Genomic DNA, 24,072 nt, shown 5'->3' with positions numbered 1-24,072 from the left:
ATTTACTCGGATTACAATTCTTGAATTAAACGAACCACATGTTGGGTTGCATTCGGTTGAGCCTGTTGACGTGCTTTCACAGCCATTTCTTGTAATAGCTGACGATTTAACAACGGTTCTAACAAAGCTTTTAAACTGTCTGGGGTCATGGTTGCTTGCGGACAAATTTTTGCAGCATTGATGTTGGCAAGGAACTTGGCATTTGCTGTTTGGTGATCATCCACCGCACTTGGTAACGGCACAAAAATTGCCGCTACGCCCGCAGTCGCAATTTCAGTCACAGTCAGCGCACCTGCACGGCAAATCACGAGATCTGCATCACTATAGGCCTGTGCCATATCTTCAATAAAAGGCTGTACTTCAACCTTTAAATGCTCAGGTGCATCTGCATAACGGGCACGCGTAGTGTCGGCATGGTTTTGACCTGATTGATGATAAACATTCAGTGGAACATTCAGCTGTTTCAATGCTTCCGGTACACATTCATTTAATGCTTGCGCACCGAGTGAACCACCAACAATAAATACACGTAAGGCTTCGCCCGCTTTTTCACGCTCTTGGTAACGCCAAGACGGATTTAAAATCGCGGTAATTTCCTGACGTACAGGGTTCCCTGTAGTGACTATTTTATCGCTTGCAGGGAATGTATTTGGAAATGCCTGACAAACGGTTTTTGCAACACGTGACAATTGGGTATTGGTAAAGCCAGCCACGGCATTTTGTTCATGGATAATCACTGGAATACCCAAAATACGTGCAGCCAAGCCACCCGGCCCTGCAACATATCCACCGAAACCTGCAACAGCATCGACTTTTAATTGTTTCATGTAGCGCATAGCGCTGATTGTGGCTTTTAAAATTTTAAATGGCGCAAGAGCTTTACGGACAAAACCATTGCCACGTACGCCTTGAATATCAATTTGATAAATTGAAATATTGTGATTTTTAAGTAGACGATTTTCCATGCCTGCTGGCGTTGCAAGCCAAGACACATCAATCCCTTGTTGTTGTAATTCTTTGGCAACGGCGAGGGCTGGGAATACGTGTCCACCGGTACCTGCGGCCATCATCATGACATGTTTAGGCTGTTTTTGCTGAGCGTCGGTCACGGTCTAATTCTTCAATTCTATAAATGGAAAAGGAAATTTGATTTAAGCTAGCAATTGTAATCACAAACGCATAGCCATGAAAGTTTATTTACTTTTTTTCACTGAGCGTTTCATTGTTTTTTTCATACGAATTTCGAGTTTAAACTAGATTTATTATTAATCCATAATAATTCATATAAATTTGTCGTGTCTATGTACCTCAGTCAGTTAAATTCCGCATGGTTAAAATTGACTTAAAAGTAAAAAAAGCCCACGAATGGGCTTTTTAAAATAGCAGCACGAATTAAGCTTTTAAACCTGCTTCAAGCACATCAAATAAATCATCCGCAATTGAAGTTCCAAATTGATTGTCAATTTCACGGATACAGGTTGGGCTTGTGACATTAATTTCAGTCACATAATTACCAATCACATCCAGTCCGACAAAAACCAAACCTTTTTCACGTAAAAATGGACCTACTTTTGCTGCAATTTTCTTGTCATTTTCAGTTAATGGACGCGCTTCACCACGACCGCCTGCTGCCAAATTACCGCGAGTTTCACCATTTTGAGGAATACGTGCCAAGCAATACGGTACAGGTTCACCATTAATCATCAAAATACGCTTATCGCCATCGACAATTTCAGGGATATAACGCTGTGCCATAATCGGTGCTGCACCATTGCCGGTTAACATTTCAATCGTCGAGCCAATGTTTGCACCATCTGCCGTTAAACGGAAAATCCCCATACCGCCCATGCCATCAAGTGGTTTTACAATTACATCTTGATGTTCTTGAATAAACTCACGAATCAGGGAATCTTGTGAAGTCACCAAAGTAGGTACTTGGAGTTCAGGGAACTGTGTCGCAAAGAGTTTTTCATTACAGTCACGTAGGCTTTGTGGTTTATTGATAATCCATGCCCCTTCTCGCTCTGCCTGTTCCAAAATATACGTGGTATAGACAAAGTTCATATCGAACGGAGGGTCTTTACGCATAAGCACAACATCATAAGCTGCAATTGGTTCTTTTTGTTTTTCACCAAGCTCATAGTAATGGTTATAGTCTTCAAACACTTTTAAGGGTGAGATCAAACCAAAAGCCTTACCTTTGTCAATATACAGGTCTTGCTGTAATGCATAACCCAATTCATGACCACGACGCGCTGCTGCCCACAGCATCGCCATAGAAGAATCTTTTTTCAGGTTTACATTTTCGATGGGATCCATCACAACAAGTACGCGCATGTCTCTGTGCTCTTTCAAAAATAAATTTGAGAATGAGTATAGCCGAGATTATTCTTTTGTTTATTCTGATTTTGCATGTCTATGTATGCAATCTTGTGTTTAAGTATTTTATCTTGATATGCATCCCATTTAATACAGCTCAATAACTCTAGAATTAAGCAGATTGAAAGCATCAAATAGCTACAGGAAAATCCTCAATTACTCTCCCTCTCTAGAGATTACTTCTTAAAACTGTATTACACGGAATCTTTACACAATTTTCGCGTCTATAAAGTTTTCCATACAAAAGCCATTAAACCTCACTAAGACACCCATCATTCTTCAACACATGAAGCCGAATCACCCTCTATAGTGAATCAAGACTTTCTTTGTCATCTGCTGTTTTAATTGTTGCAGATGTCTTAAACACTCGATTTTTTATGGTGTTTCGTCAATTTTAAAAGAGGACTTTATGAAGATTGCTTTAATTGGTGCAACAGGTATGGCAGGCTCACGTATCTTGGAAGAATTGGTTTCGCGTGGACATTTTGTCAAAGCAATTGCACGTAATACCAGTAAAGTTGCAGAGACCTCACGTGTTCTGACAGCAGACGTTGACCTGAATGATCAAGAGGCTTTGGTGAACGAACTCAAAGGACAAGATGCTGTGATTAGCGCAGTACGTTTCCAAGGACTTAATATCAATGCCTTAATTAATGCGATACGTGAATCCAAAGTGAAACGTTATGTTGTGGTCGGTGGTGCGGGTAGTTTAACTATGCCAAATCAACCCAATGTACGTGTAATTGACAGTGAAGATTTCCCTGAAGCATATAAATTAGAAGCAGAAGGTGGCATTGCTTTCCTTGATGCTTTAAAGCAGGTCGATGATCTGGATTGGACCTTTATCTCGCCTTCAGCTGAATTTGGGCCAGGTAAACGTACAGGTGAATTCCGTAAGAGTAAAGATGAGCTGCTCGTCGGTGAAGAAGGCAGTAAAATTTCTACCGAAGACTTTGCCATTGCACTGGCTGATGAGCTTGAGCAAAACAATCATATTCAAGAGCGCTTTACAGTGGGTTATTAAGTCACAGTACTTAACGAGAGGAAGCTTTGGCTTCCTTTTTTGTGTCTTAAATTCACAATGCGTTGCGCTTATCACTACAATGCTAATGATTTAAATATCAGGAATCCATCTGATGCAACAAGCGATTATTGGCTTTCATTTAGATGATGAGCAGCACTATGTTGCTGAACTTACTTGTGGGCATAATCAACATGTTCGACATATGCCACCCTGGCAAAATCGCCCTTGGGTCATGACCGAACAAGGTCGGCTACAAAAAATTGGTGTAAAGCTCAACTGTAAGTTATGTGATGAAGTTGAGTTTCAAAAAAATCTATAAGCAATTTAAAAAATTAGTTTTTTTATACTTTCTGAATGATGAATTAAGCTTAAAGAATCTGCTTTTCTTTGATTTTCGTCTATTTTGTTGCCAATTTTCACAATTTAAATACTACAAGTGAGCGAAATTCGTGTAGGATATCTTTAACTAGAAAAAAAGTGTTGTTCCGTTAAACGTCTTTAAAGTACCGCAGTTTTATTTATAATCCTCCGTTTTTTCAGATTTTTATTTCAATTCTGACTCTTTTTTCAAGTTACCCATAGTCATTTACATGGCTAAAATTATTAAAATTTTTATAGGTTTAAGATATGTCTAATACAGTTACTGGCACAGTGAAATGGTTTAACGAAACTAAAGGTTTTGGCTTCATTCAACAAGACGGTGGCCCTGACGTTTTCGCTCATTTCCGTGAAATTACTGGTTCTGGCTTCAAAACATTGGCTGAAGGTCAAAAAGTTTCTTTCGTTGTAGTTGAAGGTCAAAAAGGCCCTAACGCAACAAACATTACTGTTCTTTAATTCGAACGGTAATCAAAAAAAGCCCCTCAGGGGCTTTTTTTTATATCTAAAATTATTGAGGATTGATTTTTAATATTCACTATCCGAGAACGGTTTTTGTTTCAGCAAAGGTACTTTATCGGAAGGAATAAATTTAGACACTTGAAATGCCATTGCAAGAATGGCACAGAAAATTCCAAACAAGCTCCAGCCTAATGCACGTTTCACAACGGTATGATCGGCAGCATCTGCATCGAATGACACACCAAAGAACAAAACAAACATCAATGGTGTAATGAATAACATGATGATGCTAAAGCGCTCCCAAAATTTCGCGCGAATCAAGTCACCACATAAATCGACAAGAAGATCTCTTAAAACCGAGGTAATGAGAAAAACTGTGACCCCACTCAGCACTAAGGCTATCACAACTTCAATGATAAAACGCGTTAATGTATCCATTCTTCTTAAGCCCTTATTTTGATTATTATTTATTCAATTTCTTGATTATACCGATAAATAAAGAAATAGATATTCAGATCGGACTAGGACATTAAATTTTATCTAAATTTTTTTCTAAAACTGATGAACTAAAAATAAGAGATAATCTTAAAATTTGCTCTGTATCACGAAATACATTTTTTATTTATTCTGCTTTCTTATTTCATGGATAGACAATCTACGTTCTATTTTTTTGAATAGATCTTCATCAGTCTCAATACCCAATTCTCTATTACGATGTTTTATATGTTCCATATATTTTAATGTTTGTTTTAATTCATGGTAATTCCAATGAGTTTTCTCAGAGCTTGAATCTTTATTCAAGAATTTAGTCTGACTAGCAATATTCTTACTTATACTTCCTAGAGACTTATGAATTCCATCTAGAGCTTTTGGAATAGCCTCTTCAAGAGTTTTTCCTAGCTTATAAGTGCCTTGCATTTCTGAAGCATCTATTTCAAATTCACGAAAGAATTTTTTATTATTAACATCATAGAACTCAACTTTGGCAATTATAATTACTCGCAAAAAATTATCTATATTTACTCCATGAGTACCTCCAAGCAAACTTATATAGTTTGTATTCTTAAAGTCAAATGTACTTAAATAATTAATTCCTTTTTCCATAAATCTTGATTTATTAAAGATATTAATAATTTCAGTCGAAGTTTTTTTAGAATCTTTGTCTAAAGAAAAATGAGGAGACAATTTGATCCTAACGTTAAATGCACTACCTTTCCCGATATTAGTAATTTTAAGACGTAAAAAATGAATATGATGATCAACACATTCTAATTTCACATCAATAAAAGGATCTGTTTGTGCTCTTCTAAGTTCTCTATTTTCTTTCCAACCTAAAAAAGTTGCTAACGATGCTGTACTTGCGGCAATAGCCGAAAAACATGCAATTAATAAGTTCCAATCTATATTCATTTCTTGTTTTTGTATAAAAATAAAGCCCTATCATGGATAGAGCTTTATTAAAAATCAACACTTTGTATTAAGGATTAGATACCATACTTCACACGATACGCTTCCATTTTCGCTAAAGCGTCTTTATCACCTTTGGCATCTAAGTAATCCATCAAATCTTTCATGGTAATTAAGGCATGTACTGGAATTTCTAACTCTTTTTGTACTTCTTGAATCGCAGACAATTCACCTTGACCTTTTTCTTGACGGTCTAGTGCAACCAATACACCCGCAATTTGTGCGCCTGCATTTTTAAGAATGGTCACCACTTCACGAATCGCAGTACCTGCGGTAATCACATCATCAATGATCCACACTTTTTTACCTTCAACCGAAGCACCTACAAGTACACCGCCCTCGCCGTGATCTTTAGCTTCTTTACGGTTAAAGCCCCAAGGTACACTCACGCCATGATTTTGTGACAACGCCACAGCTGTTGCAGCAACAAAAGGGATCCCTTTATACGCAGGGCCAAAAATCACTTCTACATTATCGCATTCAGTTAATTTTGCTGCATAGCCAGAAGCCAAGCCAGTCAAGGCTTCACCATCATTGAGCAAACCTGCATTAAAAAAATAAGGACTCACACGACCTGATTTTAAAGTAAACTCACCAAATTTAAGCACACCACGTGATAATGCGAGTTCGATAAAAGCTTGTGGATTAAATGCCGCTTGCGCTGTCATGAGGTGCTCCATTTTTTTAAGTTTGAGGTTAAACCTGAGCATGATACCAAAGAGTAGCTATCCAAGTGATCAAAAAATTTTACGTGTCGTATCCATCAACGTAAATGGTCTGCGTTCCGCTGAAAAAAAAGGGATTTTTGACTGGATGGCAACTTCAGATGCCGATGTCATCTGCATGCAAGAATCTCGTATTAACCATGAGCAATGGACCGATAAATTTAAACCTGAAGGTTGGTATACGCACCTGTTTCCTGCTGAAAAACCGGGCTATGCAGGCACTGCCATTTATAGCCGTTTACCATTTGTGTCTGTAACCGATGGTTTAGGTTTTGAATTGGCCGATTCTCAAGGTCGTTTTATCTCGGCTGAGTTTGATTTAGGTTTAGAAAAAACTGCACATATCTGTTCGCTTTACCTACCCTCAGGTTCTTCAGGTGATGAAGCGCAAGCCCGTAAAGATCACTTCTTAGAGGAATATAAGAAAATCTTAAAACAATGGCGTGATGAAGATAAATCGGTAATTGTCTGCGGTGACTACAACATCGTGCATAAACGCATTGATATTAAAAACTGGTCAGGCAATCAGAAAGCGTCAGGCTGTTTACCACATGAACGTGCTTGGCTGGATCATATTTATGATGAACTGGGCTATGTCGATACTTTCCGTGAAGTCCGCAAAGATGCAGAAGTGTATTCATGGTGGTCGAACCGCGGTCAAGCCCGCGCTAAAAACGTCGGTTGGCGTATCGATTACCAAGCTTGCTCTCCAGACTGGAAAGATCGTACAGTGAATGCTTGGGTGTACAAAGAAACATGGTTTAGTGACCATGCCCCTGTCATTATCGATTACAAACTGTAAGCATCTGTAAATTTAAGTGAACATATGTTCACTTAATTACCGCAAATGGCTTACATGACATGACGTATTTGTAGATTTTCTTCGTTTCATGATCAGCGCATTATTGGCGCACGGCACAAGGACATGTCAGGATGACAGCAAAAGGATAGGACGCCGTAGGATGAATATAAAAACTGACTCAAGATGAATTGGTTTTTCAAGGATGTGACACTGGACGTTAAGTTGAGACCCGCATGATCAGGAAGATTAAATGCGGGTTTTCTACATTTGGACATTCTATTTTTCATTTTTATACACGCTGAAAAAAGATAGTCCTCTGTATCAAAATTCGCTAAGCTCGAAGCCAAATCAAAACATCATGATAGGTTGAAGACATGCTGAAAGTATATGGAATTAAAAACTGTAACTCGATGAAGAAAGCTTTTGATTTATTGAATGAGCTTGGCTTGAGTTATGAATTTCATGACTATAAAAAACAAGGTATCGATGCCGACAGCGTAAAGACATGGCTTGATGCCTTAGGACAAGATGTCGTGCTGAATAAAAAAGGCACCACTTGGCGTAAGCTCACTCCCGAAGAGCAAAATACAGCACTTGAAAATGAAGCAAATCTTATTCAAGCCTTGACCACGCATACCAGCTTAATTAAGCGCCCTATTATTGCGACATCAACAGGCTTTTTAGCAGGTTTTGATGAAGCTGCGATTCGTGAGATTCAAGCTTAAAAAGCTTAATCACACAGCCGTCTTCTATAAGAAAATACATTTATAAAAAAAGCCCGACATAGTCAGGCTTTTTTTGAATCTGTTTTGGGATTAGTTTGCACGAACCCAAGTTTGGTTACGACCCAATGCCGCAACACCAATGAAACCACGTAACTCTAGTTTTTGACCGCCATCAGCCAAAGTACCTTTAAGCTTGTAGGTTTTACCAGACGTTGGATCTAGGATCTGACCGCCATCGTAGCTTGTGCCACCTGTATTTTTAAGACCTTTCACAATCGTTAGGCCTTTTAACGATTTATTGTGGAATGGACCTTCACACTTAGTACAAGCGTTCTCTTCACCTGGTGTTAAGACTTTTTGAATACTTGCAGATAATGTACCGTTCTTTTGTTCAGTGAACTTTACAATAGCCTTAGGTTGCTTGGTCTTGTCGTCGATTGTTTTCCATAGAGTGCCATTTAGAGGATCAGCTGCGTTTGCGAAAGCAGTTAAACCTAACAATCCTAATGTGAGCGCTATTTTTTTCATTTTTGTTAATTTCCCTAGTCTGATCTGTAGACCAATGTAGTATTAAAAAGTCACAACACTTTTTCAATTTTTACCTGTGACTATTTAGTGTAACCTTGTAAATATTGTTGGTAAATAATCTACAAACACAATACAAGCATAAAAAGATGGAAGGAAGATGAATATAAGCCCAATGACAAAACAATTAATTACAGAAAGCTTTCTTAAGGCAACAATTCGCACCCCTAGCCAGTTCAGCCTTCCTCCAAATGCGATGCGTGTTGCTTTAGAACAGCTCTGTAAACTGTTTCCTCAGGATAAAAATGTAAAGATCCGTCCGCTAAAAATTGCAGGTTTGAAAGCTGAAGAAATTAAACCTCAAGATGAAGCCACTCAACTGATTTTTCATATTCACGGTGGTGCTTTCTTTTTAGGGTCTCTGAATACCCATCGTGCATTTTTGACCCAAATTGCAGCTCGTACACAAATACAGGTTTTGCATGTAGATTATCCGCTTTCGCCTGAATCGACTTACCCTGACGCACTCGATGCATTATTTGATGTCTATGAGGCATTACTGGCACAAGGTGTACTGGCTAAAGATATTATTTTGTCGGGTGACTCTTGTGGTGCAAATTTAGCTTTGGCTTTAGCGCTTAAAATCCAAAAACAGCAGCGCCCTCAAGTCAGCGGTTTAATTTTGATGTCACCATTTCTTGATTTAACCCTGAGCAGTCCTTCATTACGTTATAACAGCAAACATGATGCCTTGCTTTCGATTGAAGCACTCGAAGCAGGCATTGATTATTATGTTCCCTCTTCAATTCAACGTGATGATCCTGAGGTTTCGCCTTATTTTGCAGATTTGGCAGGTTTACCCCCTATTCATATACAGGTAGGTTCAAAAGAAATTTTGTTAGATGATGCCCAGCGTTTCAAAGAAAAAGCTGAACAAGCGAAAGTTAAAGTGGAATTTAAGCTTTACACCGGTATGTGGCATAACTTTCAAATGTTTAATGCATGGTTTGATGAAGCAAAACGCTCATTAAGTGATTTAGCTGATTTTGCACATCGCCTTGACTGAGATTAAGCTTTTTCTTCCTCATCACCGCTGAATAAAAAACGGCTTTTTATTGCATAATTTTTGTTTTTTGTGGCGTATAACTCATTTATTTTTAAGCATAAGTTACAAATGAAATTGATTATCAACTCTTATAAAATTCTAAAAATCATGCTATCTTAATGAACAATAAACATACCAAACTTTAACAAACATTTAAAAATAAATGCGTGGAATACAAGGCTAATACAACTTTATGAAAGATTCTGCATCCACATTGCAGTACGCGCTCAAACACAAAATCACCAAGTATTTGGTTGAAGAAGAAGTGATTATGAATTGGGGTGTACTCAAAAAATGTATTTTGATGCTCGCACTTGGCTGTGGTATACATCTGAGCTGGCTGGCATGGGATATATTTGTGATTATGCAGCCTCAATATTGGAACTTTGTGAATATTGATTTGGTTCACAGCCAACTACGTATGAACAGTATGTTTTTGTTAGGTTTGGCTGTACTGATTTATCCTTGTTATAAATTTCAAGGCAATAAAAAAGTAGAATCTTTTCTTCCCTATTTGGCAATTGGTCTGTTCGTATCTTCTTTATGCCGCGATGCTTTTATTGTCGGGATTGTCAGCCCTGTTTCCATGATCGCCTATGTGTGTTTGCTTACTGTCGGTTTAGTGCTATTTAACCGCCGCTTGGTGTATAGCATGCTGGTTCCTGCTTCCATCTTTTTGGGAAGCTGTGGTTATTTAAGTTTTGTCGGTGAATTACCTTATTCCCCGCTATTTAACATTAAAGATAAGTTCTTTTTTAATGGATTTTGGCTGATTTCAATGCTGTATTTCATTCTGCCGATTTTGGCAGTCTGTATGATGTTATTTGAAATTTTACTGAGCCAATGGCGGCATCGTGAAAAACTAATTCAACGCTTAAGCCAAATTGATCCGCTGACCAACTTATTTAACCGTCGTAGCATCAATCAATGTCTTGATCGTTTAAAACATACCAGCAAAAACGAATATGCTTTGGTCTTGCTTGATCTCGATCATTTTAAAAAAATTAATGACTTTTATGGTCATCACAAAGGTGATGAAACGCTCGTTAAAGTGAGTAATGTCTTGAGCGAACAGCTCCGTGAAAGCGATATTGTGGGACGTTTTGGCGGTGAAGAATTTATTTTAGTCTTAACCCATTCCACTTTAGAAAAAGCGCAACAAGTCGCGGAGCGCTGCCGTCAAGCAATTCAACAGATTGATGTGCTCAGTGATGAAGGTGAAAAGATTATTGTGACAGCGAGTTTTGGCGTCGCAATTTCAAAACCTGATCTACGTCCACAACAACTGTTAAGCCAAGCAGATAAAGCGCTGTACTATGCCAAAGCCTGTGGTCGAAACTTGGTTAAATCTTATAACAGTTCATTAGAATCGCATTTAAAAATGGATCATATTCGCGCTGTTTAAAATTAAATATCCTTTTTTATTTACTGTAATTTCTCAAGTTGTTTAAGTAATTCAGCTTTGGTAAATGCACCGGTTAAGCGTAGCTCACGACGTTCTTGATGTGATGCATCTAAAAATAAATAAGTCGGTGGTCCTAAAATTTCCCATTGATTTAACAAGGCTTGATGCGCTTGGTCATACTGACTTAAATCCAGTTTAATTAATACAAATGGCGCAAGGGCTTGCTGCACGATTTGATCTTTCAAAATACGATGTTCAATCGGCTGACAAGCCACGCACCAGTCAGCATAGACATCAATCACAATCGACTGACCTTTAGGTGCTTGCGCAATCAAGGCATTAAATTCGTTCGCAGTATGTGCGACTTGCCAATTGATGCTGCTCGTTTCTTGTTGCTGAAAAAACCGTTGGCTATGCAGATATTGCGTATACAAAATATAAGGGACTGAAACGATTAAACAAGCAAGATATAGCCATCTTAATCCTGAGCGTTTCCAAAATATTTTAGACAGTACATAAATAACAAAGCTAATGCCGAGTGCTAAAGACAGCCATTGTAAGGTAGCTTCTGAAAGTAATGGACGCAGGAAAAACAGCGCCAATGCCAACATAATAAAAGCAAACAGCACCTTGATTTGGTTCATCCATTCGCCTGCACGTGGTAAAACTCTGGAGCCTAAAATACTTGCCAATAACAGCGGCATCCCCATACCCAAACCCAGCACAAACAGTAAAATCGCGCCCTGCCACTGACTTTGGGTTTGAGAAATAAACAGTAATGCTCCAGCCAATGGAGCCGTCATACATGGCCCTACTAGTAATGCCGACAACATGCCCATAACACTGGCACTAAGCAAACTACCGCCCTTTTGCATAGACTGGATTCGGTCTAAACGCTGCGTGATTGCCTGCGGTAATTTAATCTCAAATAACCCAAATAAATTCAGTGCAAAGAGTACAAATAAGCCACTAAAGGCCATCAAAGTGACAGGTTGTTGTAGCCAACGCTGGAAGTTTAATCCAGCGGATGAGGCAACCAAGCCTAATACGGCGTAGACCGTTGCCATACTGGTTACAAATGTAAGTGCAATCAGTCCTGCATTGAGCCCTTTCCGATCACGGACAATCAGCGCGGTTAATATCGGCAGCATGGGCAAAGAACATGGCGTGAACGCAAGTAACATGCCCAACCCAAAGAAGAGCAAAACCCCATAAATAAATGGACTATTGGCTAAGCGTTCTGACCATTTCTGATCTTGGGCGGTATCCTGAGATTTCTGCTGAAAGGCGTCTTGTGTAGTAGATTCACTTGATGTGGTATTTAAATCGGCCTCACTATCAGCAACTAAATCAGTTAGCTGCTTTTTAGGGGCCGCATTGCTTTCGACTTGAACCAATCCTGAAAGATCTGTTTTAAACTGAATGCTTTGCGGTGGATAACATATCCGATCTTTGGCACAGCCCTGCCATGTCACTTTATAGTTCTGATTAGCCTGTGTCGGGATTTTGAATGCGAGCTGCTGATAATAGACTTTCACCTGACCATAGTTGTCATCGTGTAGGTCTTCAGCTTGAGGAAGATTAAGTGTAACAGATTGATCGCCCTGCTGAACTTCAATCTTATGTTGATATAAATAATATTGATCTGGAATCTTCCAGCTCAGTTCAGCCTGATTTGAACTAGTTGAAATCACTTGGATAGGAAGCGCTTCTTCTGCACTTAACAGTGGTGTTTCAGCAAAACTCACTTGCGTCATGCTGAATGTCAGCCCACATGCATAAACGAAGCCTTTCCCCCAAGTCATTTCTTATATTCCGTAGCGATTAAAATAAGAAAGCAACGCCCAGTCCTGCATTGTAACTACGTGCTGAACCATCTAAATCGACACCCACTGTAGCATCGAGTTGCATGCGATCATTCACGCTATACATGATACCTGTGCCAAGTGCGTATTCATTATCCTGACTTTCTTGCTTACGGTAGACCAATTCAGAGAAGCCCGACCATGGTCCTGCAATTTGATATTGTAAGGTTGGAACCGCAGTAATTGCCCAATCCCCATCTTGCCATTCATAGAACATGCTAATCGAGGTATTAACATCATCATTATATTGATAGGCCACGCTTGAGCCTAAACGGTAAAGATCATCCTGAGCAGAAAATTCATCATTTCCTGTGGCAATAACCGCTTGAGCTAAAACTGCAAATGACAGTTGTTCATCTTGTAAATCAATTGATTTTTTCAAGCCGACATTGATGTCACCTAAGCCATCATTTTCAGTTGATGTACCTGCCACCTTGGTCTTTGACCACGCTGGACCATCCCAACCTACTTGCAACTCTAAACTGTCAGTCAAGCCAGTACGCAATAACATGTCTGCATTTAAGGTAGTGGTAGTTTCATCCCCTGATTTCACATAGCTTGCGCTAGGGAGTGATTGTTCCCATGCCAATTTCCCTACAGGTGTGGTCGATGTTCCAAAACCAGTCCCTGGACGGTCAAATTCAAATGCAGCTGCAAATCCCTGTGCACTTACGCCTAGAAGAGCTGCACATCCTAATGCTTTAACGATTGTCATACTGGCTTACCTTGATTAGTTCAATTCTTTACTCATTTTCGCGCCGCGGCTACGTAATAATTCGAGCGTTTGTTTTTCTTCTTCGAGCGCTTCTGCCCAATTAATTTCGTCAAAATCACAGTCGAAGAATAAGTCACTGATGGATGAGAGAATAGTCAGACCATCTTCATCTTTGGTATTTGGATCAACATTTTCATCCAATAGGCGTTGAACGGCAGGTACACATGCAGCACTTGCGGCATCCCAAAGTGGACCATAAATTTCTTCAGCATCCCATAAATGTAGATTTACTTTTGCTGCAATCAATGTGTCTAAAATCTCAAGATGAATCGCTAATTTTTCTTGTTTTTGTTCAGCACTAAGTGCTTGGCCTGCTTCATAGGCTTCACAGACTTCTTCCCACCATTTAAATAGACCATCTGACCAAACTGAAATTACAGGACCTTTTTCAAAATCGACAAAATTCGGATTGAGTCCATCGGCTAAAAGCTGTTTGATTTGGCTAATATTTAATTCTTCGAGGGCTTGCACAAAAAGCTGCTGTTGCGCGGTTAACATGATGGAACTCACTTCAATTCGTTTTGCTCTATTATGCCGAATAAAGTCGATTTTGTTTTCAGATCAGGCAACTATATTTTGGATTTATGTAAAAAAAGCCCCGCAGGGCTTTTTTAAAAATTCTGTATTAATCGTCGATATCGACTTCCATCGCAGGTTCTAACTGCCCACCACGTAAAGTCTCTTTCTTGACTGTGTCTTTTTTCTCGATGACATGTTCGATGCTACGTTTTAAGCGATCAATCGCACCGTGAATAGCAGTTGCGATATTATGACCGCGATGATTGACTACGACAGGTTTAATTCCTGCTGGGCGCGCTTCAATCATACAGCGAATATCATCTTCACCACCTTTGGCACCGTTTTCATCACTAAGATGAACTGAAAAATGGGTAATACGCTCACTGTGGCGTTGAAATTCTTGGTTTAATTCTGCACTTACATACGCAATTAAGCGATCACTATTTTGAATGTTTTTATCTGTACGAAGCTCGATGTTCATAAATTACCATCCTCATTCTTTATCACTTTCTGAGTGCAAAATTTTTATCTTGGCACGTCTATAGCTTGCTGTTTTATATCGCATTTCACTGATTCAAATCGTTTTGGTTAAACCCTCCACTTTGAATTGATGAACACTTTTATGAGTCTGCAGAACCGTGTCCTTATACTTCGAATATCGGCTCTATCTCAAAATTTTGCAAGTGCTATTTTGATTTTTTAGCAAAAGAATAACGCGTTGTGACAACCCCTTACTTAAAAACCCAAACACAACTCCAATACGTTCACTTATCACCTTATTCACGTAACACTGATCACTAAAATAAAGCTGCATTTTGAAGATTCTGACCAACTCAATGATAAGTTTGCGCTAGATCTCATTCTTTATTTCAAACTAATTCGATTTACATCACTTTTAATCCAAATCTATTTATTCAGTTAAAAACTCGCCACGTGGTACTTACCACATGGCGGAGCTTCACCATAAAATAGCGTAAAAATTAATAAATACGTGGCATTAAAATAATTTTTTGTTGAATCCAACTTAAAGCATAGAAAATCATCAGAAAAGTATTGAATTAATTTGATGAAATTCAAATAAAGCCTCTGAAGAACTTAAAGATTTATAGGTAATGGTCGATTTAGGCTTTATTTTTACTGATTAATCTGTATGCTTATTCTGCTTTCTTGGGGGAGAGATTTTAAATGAAACTTAAACAAATCGCGGCACTTTGTGCATTGGCTTCAACTGCTGCTGTGGCTCAAGCTGCACCTGTATGGCAAGACTTTAGCTTAACTGCACTTTATGGCGAAAATTATAAATCACCATATGCAGCAGGTGATGAAAAGCTTGATCAAAGCACAATTACTGCTGAATATGCAGCTGGCTTAAAATATGGTGATTTCTTTGCTTTCGCTGACCGTAGCAATAATGATGGTGACGGCAATGCAACCTATTTCGAAGTTTCACCACGTCTTAGCCTTGGTGCTGTTACAGGTAAAAAATTAGAAGTTGGTCCGATCAAAGACGTATTGATTGCAACAACTTGGGAAGGTAACAGTAGTGATGATAGTAACTTCAACAACTACCTATATGGTATCGGCTTCTCTTTAGACGTACCTTATACAAGCTATGCCAATATCAACTTCTACAAAGCTGAAAACGATGTGCAAGATGATGATTATCAAATGACAATCACTTATGCGATTCCATTTAAAATCGGCTCTGAAGAATTCTTAGCTGACGCATTCCTTGACTGGTCTACTGCTGAAAAAGATCACAAAAGTGAACTTAACTGGACGTCTCAATACAAGTGGAATGTAGGTAAACACATCTCTCCAGCAACTAAACTGTATGTCGGTATTGAACATTCTGTTTGGAACAACAAATACGGTACTGATATCGACCAACACGATGTCAGCGCATTGGTTAAATATCATTTCTAATTGATGTGATGTATGCTCAAAAGCAGAACTTCGGTTCTGCTTTTTTTATTTTGAATCCGATAAGAATAGATCATGAATCAATTTAACATTCGAGCTGCAAAATATAGTGACTTGAGCGCGATCGAACAGATTTATAATCATCATGTCACCACAGGTTGTGCAACATGGAATACCACACCATTTAATCCTGAACATTTTCAGCGTCTATTCGACCATCTAAAAGACCATGATTTCCCCTTTTTTGTGGTTGAAGAAACCTCAAGTCAAGACATTGTAGGCTATGCCGATTATTCTCATTTTCGCCATATTCAAGGCTTTAGTCGGACTGTTGAATTATCGATCTTTTTAAAAGAACATTATTCTGGCTATGGTCTAGGTTCACGTTTATTAACCCTACTAATTGAACATGCCAAACGTCATCACAAGCATGTCATAGTTGCAGCCATTGACTCTGAGAACCAAGCATCTATTCATTTACATCGTAAATTCAGCTTTCAACAAACAGGTTTTATGCCGCAAGTAGGGCAAAAGTTTGGACAATGGCGTGATTTGGTTTTAATGCAATTGATCTTGGATGAATGAGTTCAATTCTTACAAACTTACATCATTCAAAGCCATAACTTTTGCTAGGTTTAATGCTATCAACTTGTGATTTAAGTATTCGCCATGAATAAATCTCTTCTTTGTTTGAGCTTAAGTTTAATGTGTTCACCGTCTGTATTTGCAGATGCAAGTTACGAACAAGAGCTTAAACAGCAATGCAGTAAAATTAAAAACTTTGGGCTGCAAGGCAAAAAAAATTATGACCAAAAACAATATACACAAGCGTTAAAACAATTTAAGAATCAGGCGGTATGGACCGCATTTTGTGCGGCTAATGAAGATGACAGTGGTGTGCAGTTATCACAGCGAGATATTGAGCTCGCGTATAACAATGTGGGTTTAACCTATAGCAAGCTCCATCAACCCGGATGGTCACGCGCGTGGTATTCGGTTTTCCCAAACTCGAGCATCAGTCAATATAATTTAAAGCAATTACCTAGCCCTAAGCGTGATCTAAATCTAGCTGGAACCTATGTACAGCATGCGGGATTTGGTCAATGGAATACCTTAAAAGTTACCCGCCAAAAGCAAGATTATTTGGTTCAATTTAATGGGCTTTATATGGGCGCACGCAGTCTGATCTATGGACCCAATATAGGTGACTTTGAAACAACGTTAGCCCTTAATAAGACGCAGACCCAATACCATTCGAAGACGTGCCAAATTGATGTATCTTTTGAATTTGATCCCAAGCTTGGGCAACGTGCTTTACTAAAACAAAGTGGAGACATTTCAGGTTGTGGTTTTGGGCATAATGTTTCAGCTAACGGGATATTCTTAAAGGTTGAGTGATGCTCCTTTTCACTATATCTTATGCCTATAAAATAAACATAAGATATAACATTTGAGGGGATCCATGGCTAAGTTCTTAAACACCAGCGCAACGAATTTCTTTTTAGAAGAACTCATCAAAAATGCCAAAGAGCGTTTAATTCTTATCAGTCCTTATTTACGTCTCAATGATCGTATTAAAGAACTTTTAGAAGATAAAGATCGTTTGAAGATTGATGTTCGTATTGTCTATGGTAAAAGTGACTTACATCCTGAAGAGATTAAATGGATTCAGAAACTGGACTATGTTCGCCTTAGTTTTTGTAAGAACTTACATGCTAAATGCTACCTCAATGAATCTGAATGTATTATTTCAAGCCTAAACCTTTATGAGTTTAGCCAAGTCAATAATAATGAAATGGGAATTTCTGTCCGCAAATATGAAGATGATGACGTCTTTAAAGATGCGTATGAAGAAGCGCAGCGAATTATTCGTATTAGTGAAGAAGTTCGAATCACGCTTGATGCTGTTAAACAGACAGCAACTACAGAAGAAACAGATAATGAAGATGAAAACAACTTCAGTAAATTAACCACATCAAAACTTGCCGCTAAACATAAACTTAAAACCGCTGATCTTCTCGAAAAACTGGTTGAGAAAGGTTTTCTAAAACTCAATGAAAATGGAAAGCACTTTTTAACAGACGAAGGAAAGTTAAAAGGTGGTGAATATCGCCCAAGTCAATATGGCGGTTATTTTTTATGGAATGACACTACAGAGTTATAAATATAGTTTTTTCCAAACCATCAACCCTCTCCTTTATAGCATAGGTATCTACACAATTTCCATGTTTTGCGTTAAATTGAAGAGCATGCTCTTCAATTTTAACATCTCTCGCTTAGATCAGCGCCTTGTCAAACGTTACAACAACCTTGTTCAACTCAATATGAATCCTCTTGCTTCACTTGCTCCTGCAATCAAAGATATTGCCTCTGCTCAAAAAAATAGTTTCGCAACGACGCAAGCTGTATGGCGGTTTTTAAATAATGATAAAATCTCATTTAAACAATTAAATGAACCTATTCAAAAACTTGCTTGTGATCAGATTAAGACATCGCTGCATCGTTATGCTTTAGTTATTCATGATTGGTCACAAATCCAATATGTGACACATCGTAATAAAACCCAAAAACTCCAAAGGACACATCAGTACGACTCAGGCTATGAATTACAAACGAGCTTACTTGTTGATGCTGCTTCTGGACTTCCTGTTGCTCCATTAGCTCAGACCCTTTCTAGTGCTTCAGGTTGCTATTCGACATTCAATGAGCAACAGACCGAACGTAAAACCCATTTAGACTCCCTTTCTGAACAAATTCAAAAAGTTGAACAGTTTCCTCTTGATAAAACCTGCGTACATATTATTGATCGTGAAGGAGATTCCATTGCTCATCTCAGGGAATTAAGCAGTCATGGTTTTCAATGGCTTATTCGAGCAAAGGAAGGAAATCGGATTGAGCATCAGGGTGAAATATGTAAAGTTGGAGAAGTTGCTGAACGTATCGAAATACAGCAAGTGAAACCCATTTCTTATAAGGGTAATCAACATATGCTTTATGTTGGAGAAACCAATGTTCGGCTTACCCGTGCTGCAAAATCAAATAAAAAAGATTGTTTAGGTCAAAGAGTTACTCCTCAGAAAGGTGCTGCAATTGAGGCTAGACTGATTATTGCGGTGGTTAAAGATATTAATGAAAAGACAGTTGCAAGATGGTCATTGATCAGTAATGTACCAACTGAGATTACCGCAGTAGAACTGACGACTTGGTATTACTGGCGTTGGTCAATCGAATGTTATTTCAAACTTCTCAAGCAAGCAGGCCATGATATTGAGTCATGGCTTCAGACTACGCCAGAAGCGATTTTAAGGCGTTTGCTAATCAGTTGTATGGCTTGTGTGTTGACGTGGAGAGTACAGCGCTGTACAGATGAACAAAATCAGAAAGTCCGTGCATTTTTGACTAGACTTTCAGGTAGACAACAGAAAAGAGGCAAGGTAGAGAGTGCGCCTGCCATATTGGCAGGACTCTCGATTTTACTAAATACTCTTCAACTGCTCTCAGAATATTCAATAGATGAACTGAATGAAATCGCAACTATTGCACTAGGTACCTAAAGATGTGTAGATACCTATGCCTTTATAGAGAGGGTTAACAATGAATTAAGCAACCGCCTGATTCTGACAAGCAGAAGTTACGTGTAACACTGCCGCTGTTCGTGTTTCCACAAAAAGCTTCTCAAATACATGCTCTAAGTGTTTATTCACCGTACGCGGACTGAGCTGCAAAATTTCGGCAATATCACGGTTGGTTTTACCCATCGTCACCCAATGCATGACTTCGGCTTCACGTGGTGTTAGGGTTGGACATGCCTGTGCAATTTCCTCTGCGCTCGGCATTTGAGTTTGTTCTTTGAGCTGCACCAATACATGTTTAAAGAAACGCTCCCCCTCAATTTTGGTTAACAAATTTAATTGCAGTTGTTGGTGCTGATGCCCATATTGACCATGAAGTAAATTTGCTTGATCAGGCTGTTTGAGTAAATCTTCTAGCCAAATTTTTAAGCTATTTTGGAAATGCCCCAGATCGACATCATGCTTTTGAAGAAGTTCACTGACAATTGGTGTTTGCCAAATAATTTCACCATTTAATCCAAGGGATAAAATGGCACTGCCTGTCGCATCTAACATTTGCTTTTGTTGATGCATTAAACGTGCTTGGAGTAAGTGTGTTTTCACACGTGCTTGGACTTCATCAATATTCAAGGGCTTAGTCACATAGTCCACACCACCGACCTGAAAGCCTTTTAAAATATGCTCAGTTTCGGTTAATCCCGTCATAAAAATCACAGGAATATGTTCGGTCACAGGACTCGCTTTTAATTGCAGACATGTTTCAAAACCATCCATTTCTGGCATGCTGCCATCCAGCAAAATCATGTCAGGCTGGGAACGGTGAGCGACTTCTATGGCACTAAAACCATTGGTCGCCACCAAGACTTGGTAACCTGCCTGATCTAGACTTTCATGCAATAGGCTTAGATTTTCAGGAATATCATCTACAATCAAAATACTTTCTAACATGCCCCATTCCCATTATCCTGATCTACTGGCGCAAACTGTTCATGTAAACGCTGTATAGATTTCTTAAAGTCGAACTGTTTTAAATCGTTTTCAATCTGCTGCCATAATTCATGGTACATGGCAAAATCCTGTTCACATTGTGCAAGTTGCTGTTTTGCACCGCGGATATACCCTATTTCTAAATGCTGTTTTAATTGCTTAATCGCATCTTCTAAATTCAGCGACTGTATTTCTATCTTTTTTTCAATCTGAGCTGATTCGACCATCTGCACTGCATTGACAGGTTCATTCGCCTCAGCGTCAATTGATTTGACTGCATCTTTTTGCTGAATCCATTTCAAACCAAGTTTATCGCCCACTTTATTGAGCAACAGATTCAGATCAACAGGTTTAACTAAGAAGTCTTCGTTCAATACATCTGTTTCTGGATTTTGCATGCGCTCATTGGCATCCGCCGAGATAATGATGATAGGCACATTGGTAATTTTATTTTTACGTAAAATTTTAGCGGTTTCCCATCCACCGAGCATCGGCATACTTAGATCCATCAAGATCAAATCAGGATTAAACACAGGCACTTTACGCAAACATTCAAGTCCAGATTCAGCTTCTTCCAAGATAAAACCTAAGGGCTGTAAGAAGTTTAAGACTAGTCCACGGTCTGTTAATTCATTGTCCACCACCAAAATTTTTCGGCGTTTACCTGTATAGCCAACAACAGTATTGGATGCGACATCAGCAATCGGATGAATCAATGATTTAGACGGTAAATACAGCTTTATTTTAAAGGCTGAACCTTGTTGTAGCTGACTGCTGACTTTCAGTTCACCACCTAAAATATCCACCAATAATTTAACAATTGGTAGACCTAATCCCGTGCCAGCAAAGCTGCCTTGAACCACATTATGACCACGCTCAAAAGGTTGGAAGATACGTTCAAGATCCTCTTCAGCAATTCCGCAGCCTGTATCCTGAATTTCAAAATATGCCGTTTGAAAGCGATAGTCGACCTTGAATTTAACTTCACCTGAAACTGTAAATTTCAGCGCATTGCCCAATAAGTTAATTAAAACTTGTTCCAGCCGTTTCTTATCAATTCGAACATATTGAGGAATCTTGTCACTGACCTCAACTTTAAAATCGAGTTGGCGCTGTGCAAACTGGGGTTCAAACATATGTACGATTTGATCAAGGAATTTAGGAAAATCAATATTCGACATTTCCAAAGAAATTTTCCCTGTTTCAATACGCGCTAAGTCGAGTAAACCATCAATAAGTGAAGTGAGATGCTGACCACTGCGGCTAATCACCCCAAGTGCAGCTTCGCCTTTTTCTGAGAGTTGTTCCTGCTTTTGCAGTAACTGGCTATAACCTAAAATACTATTCAGTGGGGTACGCAGTTCATGACTAATCCCAACCACATAACGGCTTTTGGCTTCATTGGCTTTTTCTGCTTGAATGCGGGCATCTTGGAGTTGGCGATCGGTAATTTTATGCGCCTCAATCTCATCCATCAGCAGCTGCGTTTGGGTGTTACTTTCTAATTGCGCTTGCCGACGACTTTCATCATTTAAAACCAGCCACCATGCAGCCACACAAAGCAGCAAAAATAAAACCACATAAATTTTAATAAAGAGCGTTAACAACGCATCTGACTGCTGGAATAAATTTGCGGTATTGGAGAGTTCCTGCAAATACACTAAACTCAGGCTGACCGCTAATACCACACCTAATACAAAGACCAATAAGATATACAGACTTAGACGTGTATTAATGTGCTGTACCCAATATTTAGGCAAAAACCAAGCCGCAAAAATACGTAATTGATTAGACCAACGTGCATGTGGTTTACACAAGTCATGACAGCGGGCTTCTAAGGTACAGCACAGCGAACAAATATGCCCACTATAGGCCGGGCAACTTGCCATATCTGCGAGTTCATAATCATGCTCACAGACCACACAGGTTTGGGTTTGCACACATTCTAGAATCGGCTTTTCTTTCCGTGCGAGGTAATATTTGCCCTTGGTTAAATAGGCAATCATCGGTACGCAGAGCATCGCTGTACCTAAAGCAATAAAACCTGCAAGTGATTGAGCAATATGCCCAAATACACCCCAATAACACAGCAGTGAAATGCTCGATGCAATAAATAGACTCCCTACCCCGACAGGATTAATGTCATATAAATAAGCACGCCTAAACTCAATGCCTTTAGGACTCAGACCCAACGGTTTACAGATGATTAGATCCGCAACTAAAGCGCCAATCCATGCCAATGCCACATTACTATATAAACCAAGCACACGCTCTACAGCATGAATCACCCCTAGTTCCATCAATAACAATGCAATAAAGATGTTGAATACGAGCCAGACAATACGGCCTGGATGACTATGGGTTAAACGTGCAAAGAAATTTGACCAAGCGAGTGAGCCTGCATAAGCATTGGTGACATTAATTTTGATTTGCGCAATACAGACAAACAGTACGGTGAGGAAGAGTGCCAAGCCTGGATGATTCACGACCTGCTGAAATGCAATCCAATATAAATAATTCGGATCGGTAAGTTCACTTGATGGCACCAAAAACTTCAGTGCCAATGCCATTAACAACATACCCATAAAAATTTTAATAAAGCCGGCGATAATCCAAGCGGGGCCGCCAAAAAAAACAGCCCAGTTCCATTTTCTTTTTATATTTTTTTTATCGGGTAAAAAGCGTAAATAATCGGCCTGCTCACCAATTTGGGTAATTAACGCAAATAGAACCGTACACGATGCACCAAAAAACACCAAATCAAAGCCTGCACTCTGACTTTTAATGCCCTCAATCAGCGCAATTTCATTAACTAAACTCGGATGCTTCACCAATACAAAGCACCAAGGCAATAGCAATAAGAATAACCATATTGGTTGTGTCAGTGCTTGGACTTTATTAATGAAACCAATGCCTTTAATGACCAGTGGTAAAATGATGATTGACGAAATCAGATAACCCAAACTTAGCGGAATTCCTAAGCCCAATTCCAAAGCCAGACCCATAATCGCGGCTTCAAAGGCAAAGAAAATAAAGGTGAAACTGGCATAAATCACTGAAGTGATAGATGAGCCGATGTAGCCAAAGCCCGCACCACGCGTGAGAAGGTCAATGTCAATGTTATAACGTGCTGCATAATAGCCAATCGGCCAACTGGTTAGAAAAATAATGATAGAGACAACTACCAATGCCCAAAATGCATTGCTAAAGCCATATTGCCAAAGCATGGTGGCACCCAGTGCTTCCATCGCCAAAAAGCTAACTGCGGCAATTGCGGTATTGGTTACTGTACCCAAGGACCATTTACGCACAGATTTCGGTGCATATCTCAGTGCGTAATCTTCAATACTTTCATCCACGACCCAAGTGTTGTACTTGCGCCGAGTATGAATCACACGCTGAGGAGCTTGGCTTGGATTGGCATTTGTGTCCAT

24 protein-coding genes are annotated in these 24,072 nt (G+C 39.1%); 12 read left to right on the top strand and 12 right to left on the bottom strand.

The genetic code is table 11. The features are described 5' to 3' along the window. Nucleotides 1-11: 11 nt before the first annotated feature. Both murG and gshB read right to left on the bottom strand, forming a co-directional pair. Entirely contained in the window at nucleotides 12-1,109 is a 1,098-nt protein-coding gene (murG, locus tag A3K93_RS00120; protein ID WP_067727838.1) for an undecaprenyldiphospho-muramoylpentapeptide beta-N-acetylglucosaminyltransferase, read from the bottom strand. Nucleotides 1,110-1,392: 283 nt separating this feature from the next. After that, nucleotides 1,393-2,337, bottom strand: coding sequence for a glutathione synthase (gene gshB / locus A3K93_RS00115; protein ID WP_067727835.1), 945 nt, complete (start codon nucleotides 2,335-2,337; stop codon nucleotides 1,393-1,395). A gap of 451 nt (nucleotides 2,338-2,788) precedes the next feature. Here gshB and A3K93_RS00110 point away from each other — a divergent pair, with 451 nt between their 5' ends. The 3 genes from A3K93_RS00110 to A3K93_RS00100 all read left to right on the top strand — a co-directional run bounded on the left by A3K93_RS00110 (nucleotide 2,789) and on the right by A3K93_RS00100 (nucleotide 4,240). Continuing rightward, the gene (locus A3K93_RS00110; RefSeq protein WP_067727834.1) at nucleotides 2,789-3,403 is read left to right on the top strand and encodes an NAD(P)-dependent oxidoreductase; all 615 of its coding nucleotides are present in this window, start codon (nucleotides 2,789-2,791) and stop codon (nucleotides 3,401-3,403) included. Between the two features lie 112 nt (nucleotides 3,404-3,515). Next, nucleotides 3,516-3,722, top strand: coding sequence for a DUF3565 domain-containing protein (locus A3K93_RS00105; RefSeq protein ID WP_067727833.1), 207 nt, complete (start codon nucleotides 3,516-3,518; stop codon nucleotides 3,720-3,722). 308 nt (nucleotides 3,723-4,030) lie between these two features. Next, a complete protein-coding gene (locus A3K93_RS00100) occupies nucleotides 4,031-4,240 on the top strand; it encodes a cold-shock protein (protein ID WP_067727831.1) in 210 nt (69 codons plus the stop codon). Nucleotides 4,241-4,309: 69 nt separating this feature from the next. Here the strand turns inward: A3K93_RS00100 and A3K93_RS00095 are convergent, their stop codons facing one another. The 3 genes from A3K93_RS00095 to pyrE form a co-directional block, all read right to left on the bottom strand. Next, nucleotides 4,310-4,681: a hypothetical protein gene (locus tag A3K93_RS00095; RefSeq protein WP_067727828.1), complete on the bottom strand. Its 372-nt coding sequence runs from the start codon at nucleotides 4,679-4,681 to the stop codon at nucleotides 4,310-4,312. A gap of 180 nt (nucleotides 4,682-4,861) precedes the next feature. Next, nucleotides 4,862-5,653, bottom strand: coding sequence for a hypothetical protein (locus tag A3K93_RS00090; protein ID WP_067727826.1), 792 nt, complete (start codon nucleotides 5,651-5,653; stop codon nucleotides 4,862-4,864). A gap of 74 nt (nucleotides 5,654-5,727) precedes the next feature. Next, complete coding sequence (gene pyrE / locus A3K93_RS00085; protein ID WP_067727823.1) at nucleotides 5,728-6,378, bottom strand: orotate phosphoribosyltransferase; 651 nt, start codon at nucleotides 6,376-6,378, stop codon at nucleotides 5,728-5,730. A gap of 40 nt (nucleotides 6,379-6,418) precedes the next feature. Between pyrE and A3K93_RS00080 the strand changes: the two genes are divergently transcribed. Both A3K93_RS00080 and A3K93_RS00075 read left to right on the top strand, forming a co-directional pair. Beyond that, the gene (locus A3K93_RS00080) at nucleotides 6,419-7,237 is read left to right on the top strand and encodes an exodeoxyribonuclease III (protein ID WP_067727822.1); all 819 of its coding nucleotides are present in this window, start codon (nucleotides 6,419-6,421) and stop codon (nucleotides 7,235-7,237) included. A 374-nt stretch (nucleotides 7,238-7,611) separates the two neighbouring features. Further along, nucleotides 7,612-7,962 carry a Spx/MgsR family RNA polymerase-binding regulatory protein gene (locus A3K93_RS00075; RefSeq protein WP_067727821.1) on the top strand — a complete coding sequence of 117 codons (351 nt, stop codon included), beginning with the start codon at nucleotides 7,612-7,614 and terminating at the stop codon, nucleotides 7,960-7,962. A gap of 90 nt (nucleotides 7,963-8,052) precedes the next feature. Here the strand turns inward: A3K93_RS00075 and A3K93_RS00070 are convergent, their stop codons facing one another. Further along, entirely contained in the window at nucleotides 8,053-8,490 is a 438-nt protein-coding gene (locus tag A3K93_RS00070) for a DUF2147 domain-containing protein (protein WP_067727819.1), read from the bottom strand. Nucleotides 8,491-8,647: 157 nt separating this feature from the next. Between A3K93_RS00070 and A3K93_RS00065 the strand changes: the two genes are divergently transcribed. Then, entirely contained in the window at nucleotides 8,648-9,553 is a 906-nt protein-coding gene (locus tag A3K93_RS00065; protein ID WP_067727817.1) for an alpha/beta hydrolase, read from the top strand. Between the two features lie 232 nt (nucleotides 9,554-9,785). Next, nucleotides 9,786-10,997: a GGDEF domain-containing protein gene (locus tag A3K93_RS00060; protein ID WP_067727816.1), complete on the top strand. Its 1,212-nt coding sequence runs from the start codon at nucleotides 9,786-9,788 to the stop codon at nucleotides 10,995-10,997. A gap of 20 nt (nucleotides 10,998-11,017) precedes the next feature. On the opposite strand, the gene dsbD is transcribed toward A3K93_RS00060, so the two are convergent. From dsbD to A3K93_RS00040, 4 genes are all read right to left on the bottom strand, one after another. After that, nucleotides 11,018-12,754: a protein-disulfide reductase DsbD gene (gene dsbD, locus A3K93_RS00055; protein WP_227509872.1), complete on the bottom strand. Its 1,737-nt coding sequence runs from the start codon at nucleotides 12,752-12,754 to the stop codon at nucleotides 11,018-11,020. 67 nt (nucleotides 12,755-12,821) lie between these two features. Beyond that, nucleotides 12,822-13,577 (bottom strand): transporter, encoded by a 756-nt coding sequence (locus A3K93_RS00050; RefSeq protein WP_067727811.1) that lies wholly within the window; start codon nucleotides 13,575-13,577, stop codon nucleotides 12,822-12,824. Nucleotides 13,578-13,592: 15 nt separating this feature from the next. Continuing rightward, complete coding sequence (locus A3K93_RS00045; protein ID WP_067727809.1) at nucleotides 13,593-14,135, bottom strand: ankyrin repeat domain-containing protein; 543 nt, start codon at nucleotides 14,133-14,135, stop codon at nucleotides 13,593-13,595. A 127-nt stretch (nucleotides 14,136-14,262) separates the two neighbouring features. Beyond that, a complete protein-coding gene (locus A3K93_RS00040) occupies nucleotides 14,263-14,637 on the bottom strand; it encodes an HPF/RaiA family ribosome-associated protein (RefSeq protein WP_067727807.1) in 375 nt (124 codons plus the stop codon). A gap of 704 nt (nucleotides 14,638-15,341) precedes the next feature. Between A3K93_RS00040 and A3K93_RS00035 the strand changes: the two genes are divergently transcribed. The 5 genes from A3K93_RS00035 (at nucleotide 15,342) to A3K93_RS00015 (ending at nucleotide 19,633) form a co-directional block, all read left to right on the top strand. After that, nucleotides 15,342-16,082, top strand: coding sequence for an outer membrane protein OmpK (locus A3K93_RS00035; protein WP_067727804.1), 741 nt, complete (start codon nucleotides 15,342-15,344; stop codon nucleotides 16,080-16,082). Between the two features lie 72 nt (nucleotides 16,083-16,154). Further along, on the top strand, nucleotides 16,155-16,664 hold the full coding sequence (locus A3K93_RS00030) for a GNAT family N-acetyltransferase (protein ID WP_067727801.1): 510 nt from the start codon (nucleotides 16,155-16,157) through the stop codon (nucleotides 16,662-16,664). An 84-nt stretch (nucleotides 16,665-16,748) separates the two neighbouring features. Beyond that, nucleotides 16,749-17,477, top strand: a complete 729-nt coding sequence (locus A3K93_RS00025) for a hypothetical protein (protein ID WP_067727800.1) — start codon at nucleotides 16,749-16,751, stop codon at nucleotides 17,475-17,477. Nucleotides 17,478-17,541: 64 nt separating this feature from the next. Continuing rightward, entirely contained in the window at nucleotides 17,542-18,243 is a 702-nt protein-coding gene (locus A3K93_RS00020) for a phospholipase D family protein (RefSeq protein ID WP_067727799.1), read from the top strand. Nucleotides 18,244-18,328: 85 nt separating this feature from the next. Next, nucleotides 18,329-19,633: a transposase gene (locus A3K93_RS00015; protein ID WP_442855632.1), complete on the top strand. Its 1,305-nt coding sequence runs from the start codon at nucleotides 18,329-18,331 to the stop codon at nucleotides 19,631-19,633. Between the two features lie 45 nt (nucleotides 19,634-19,678). Here the strand turns inward: A3K93_RS00015 and A3K93_RS00010 are convergent, their stop codons facing one another. Beyond that, nucleotides 19,679-20,599 carry a response regulator transcription factor gene (locus tag A3K93_RS00010; protein ID WP_067727797.1) on the bottom strand — a complete coding sequence of 307 codons (921 nt, stop codon included), beginning with the start codon at nucleotides 20,597-20,599 and terminating at the stop codon, nucleotides 19,679-19,681. Further along, nucleotides 20,593-24,072 carry an ATP-binding protein gene (locus A3K93_RS00005; protein ID WP_067727792.1) on the bottom strand — a complete coding sequence of 1,160 codons (3,480 nt, stop codon included), beginning with the start codon at nucleotides 24,070-24,072 and terminating at the stop codon, nucleotides 20,593-20,595. Before A3K93_RS00005 ends, A3K93_RS00010 begins: the two co-directional genes overlap by 7 nt.

Source organism: Acinetobacter sp. NCu2D-2, assembly GCF_001647675.1.
Lineage (GTDB): Bacteria > Pseudomonadota > Gammaproteobacteria > Pseudomonadales > Moraxellaceae > Acinetobacter.
This window is presented reverse-complemented; position numbering and strand designations above follow the sequence as displayed.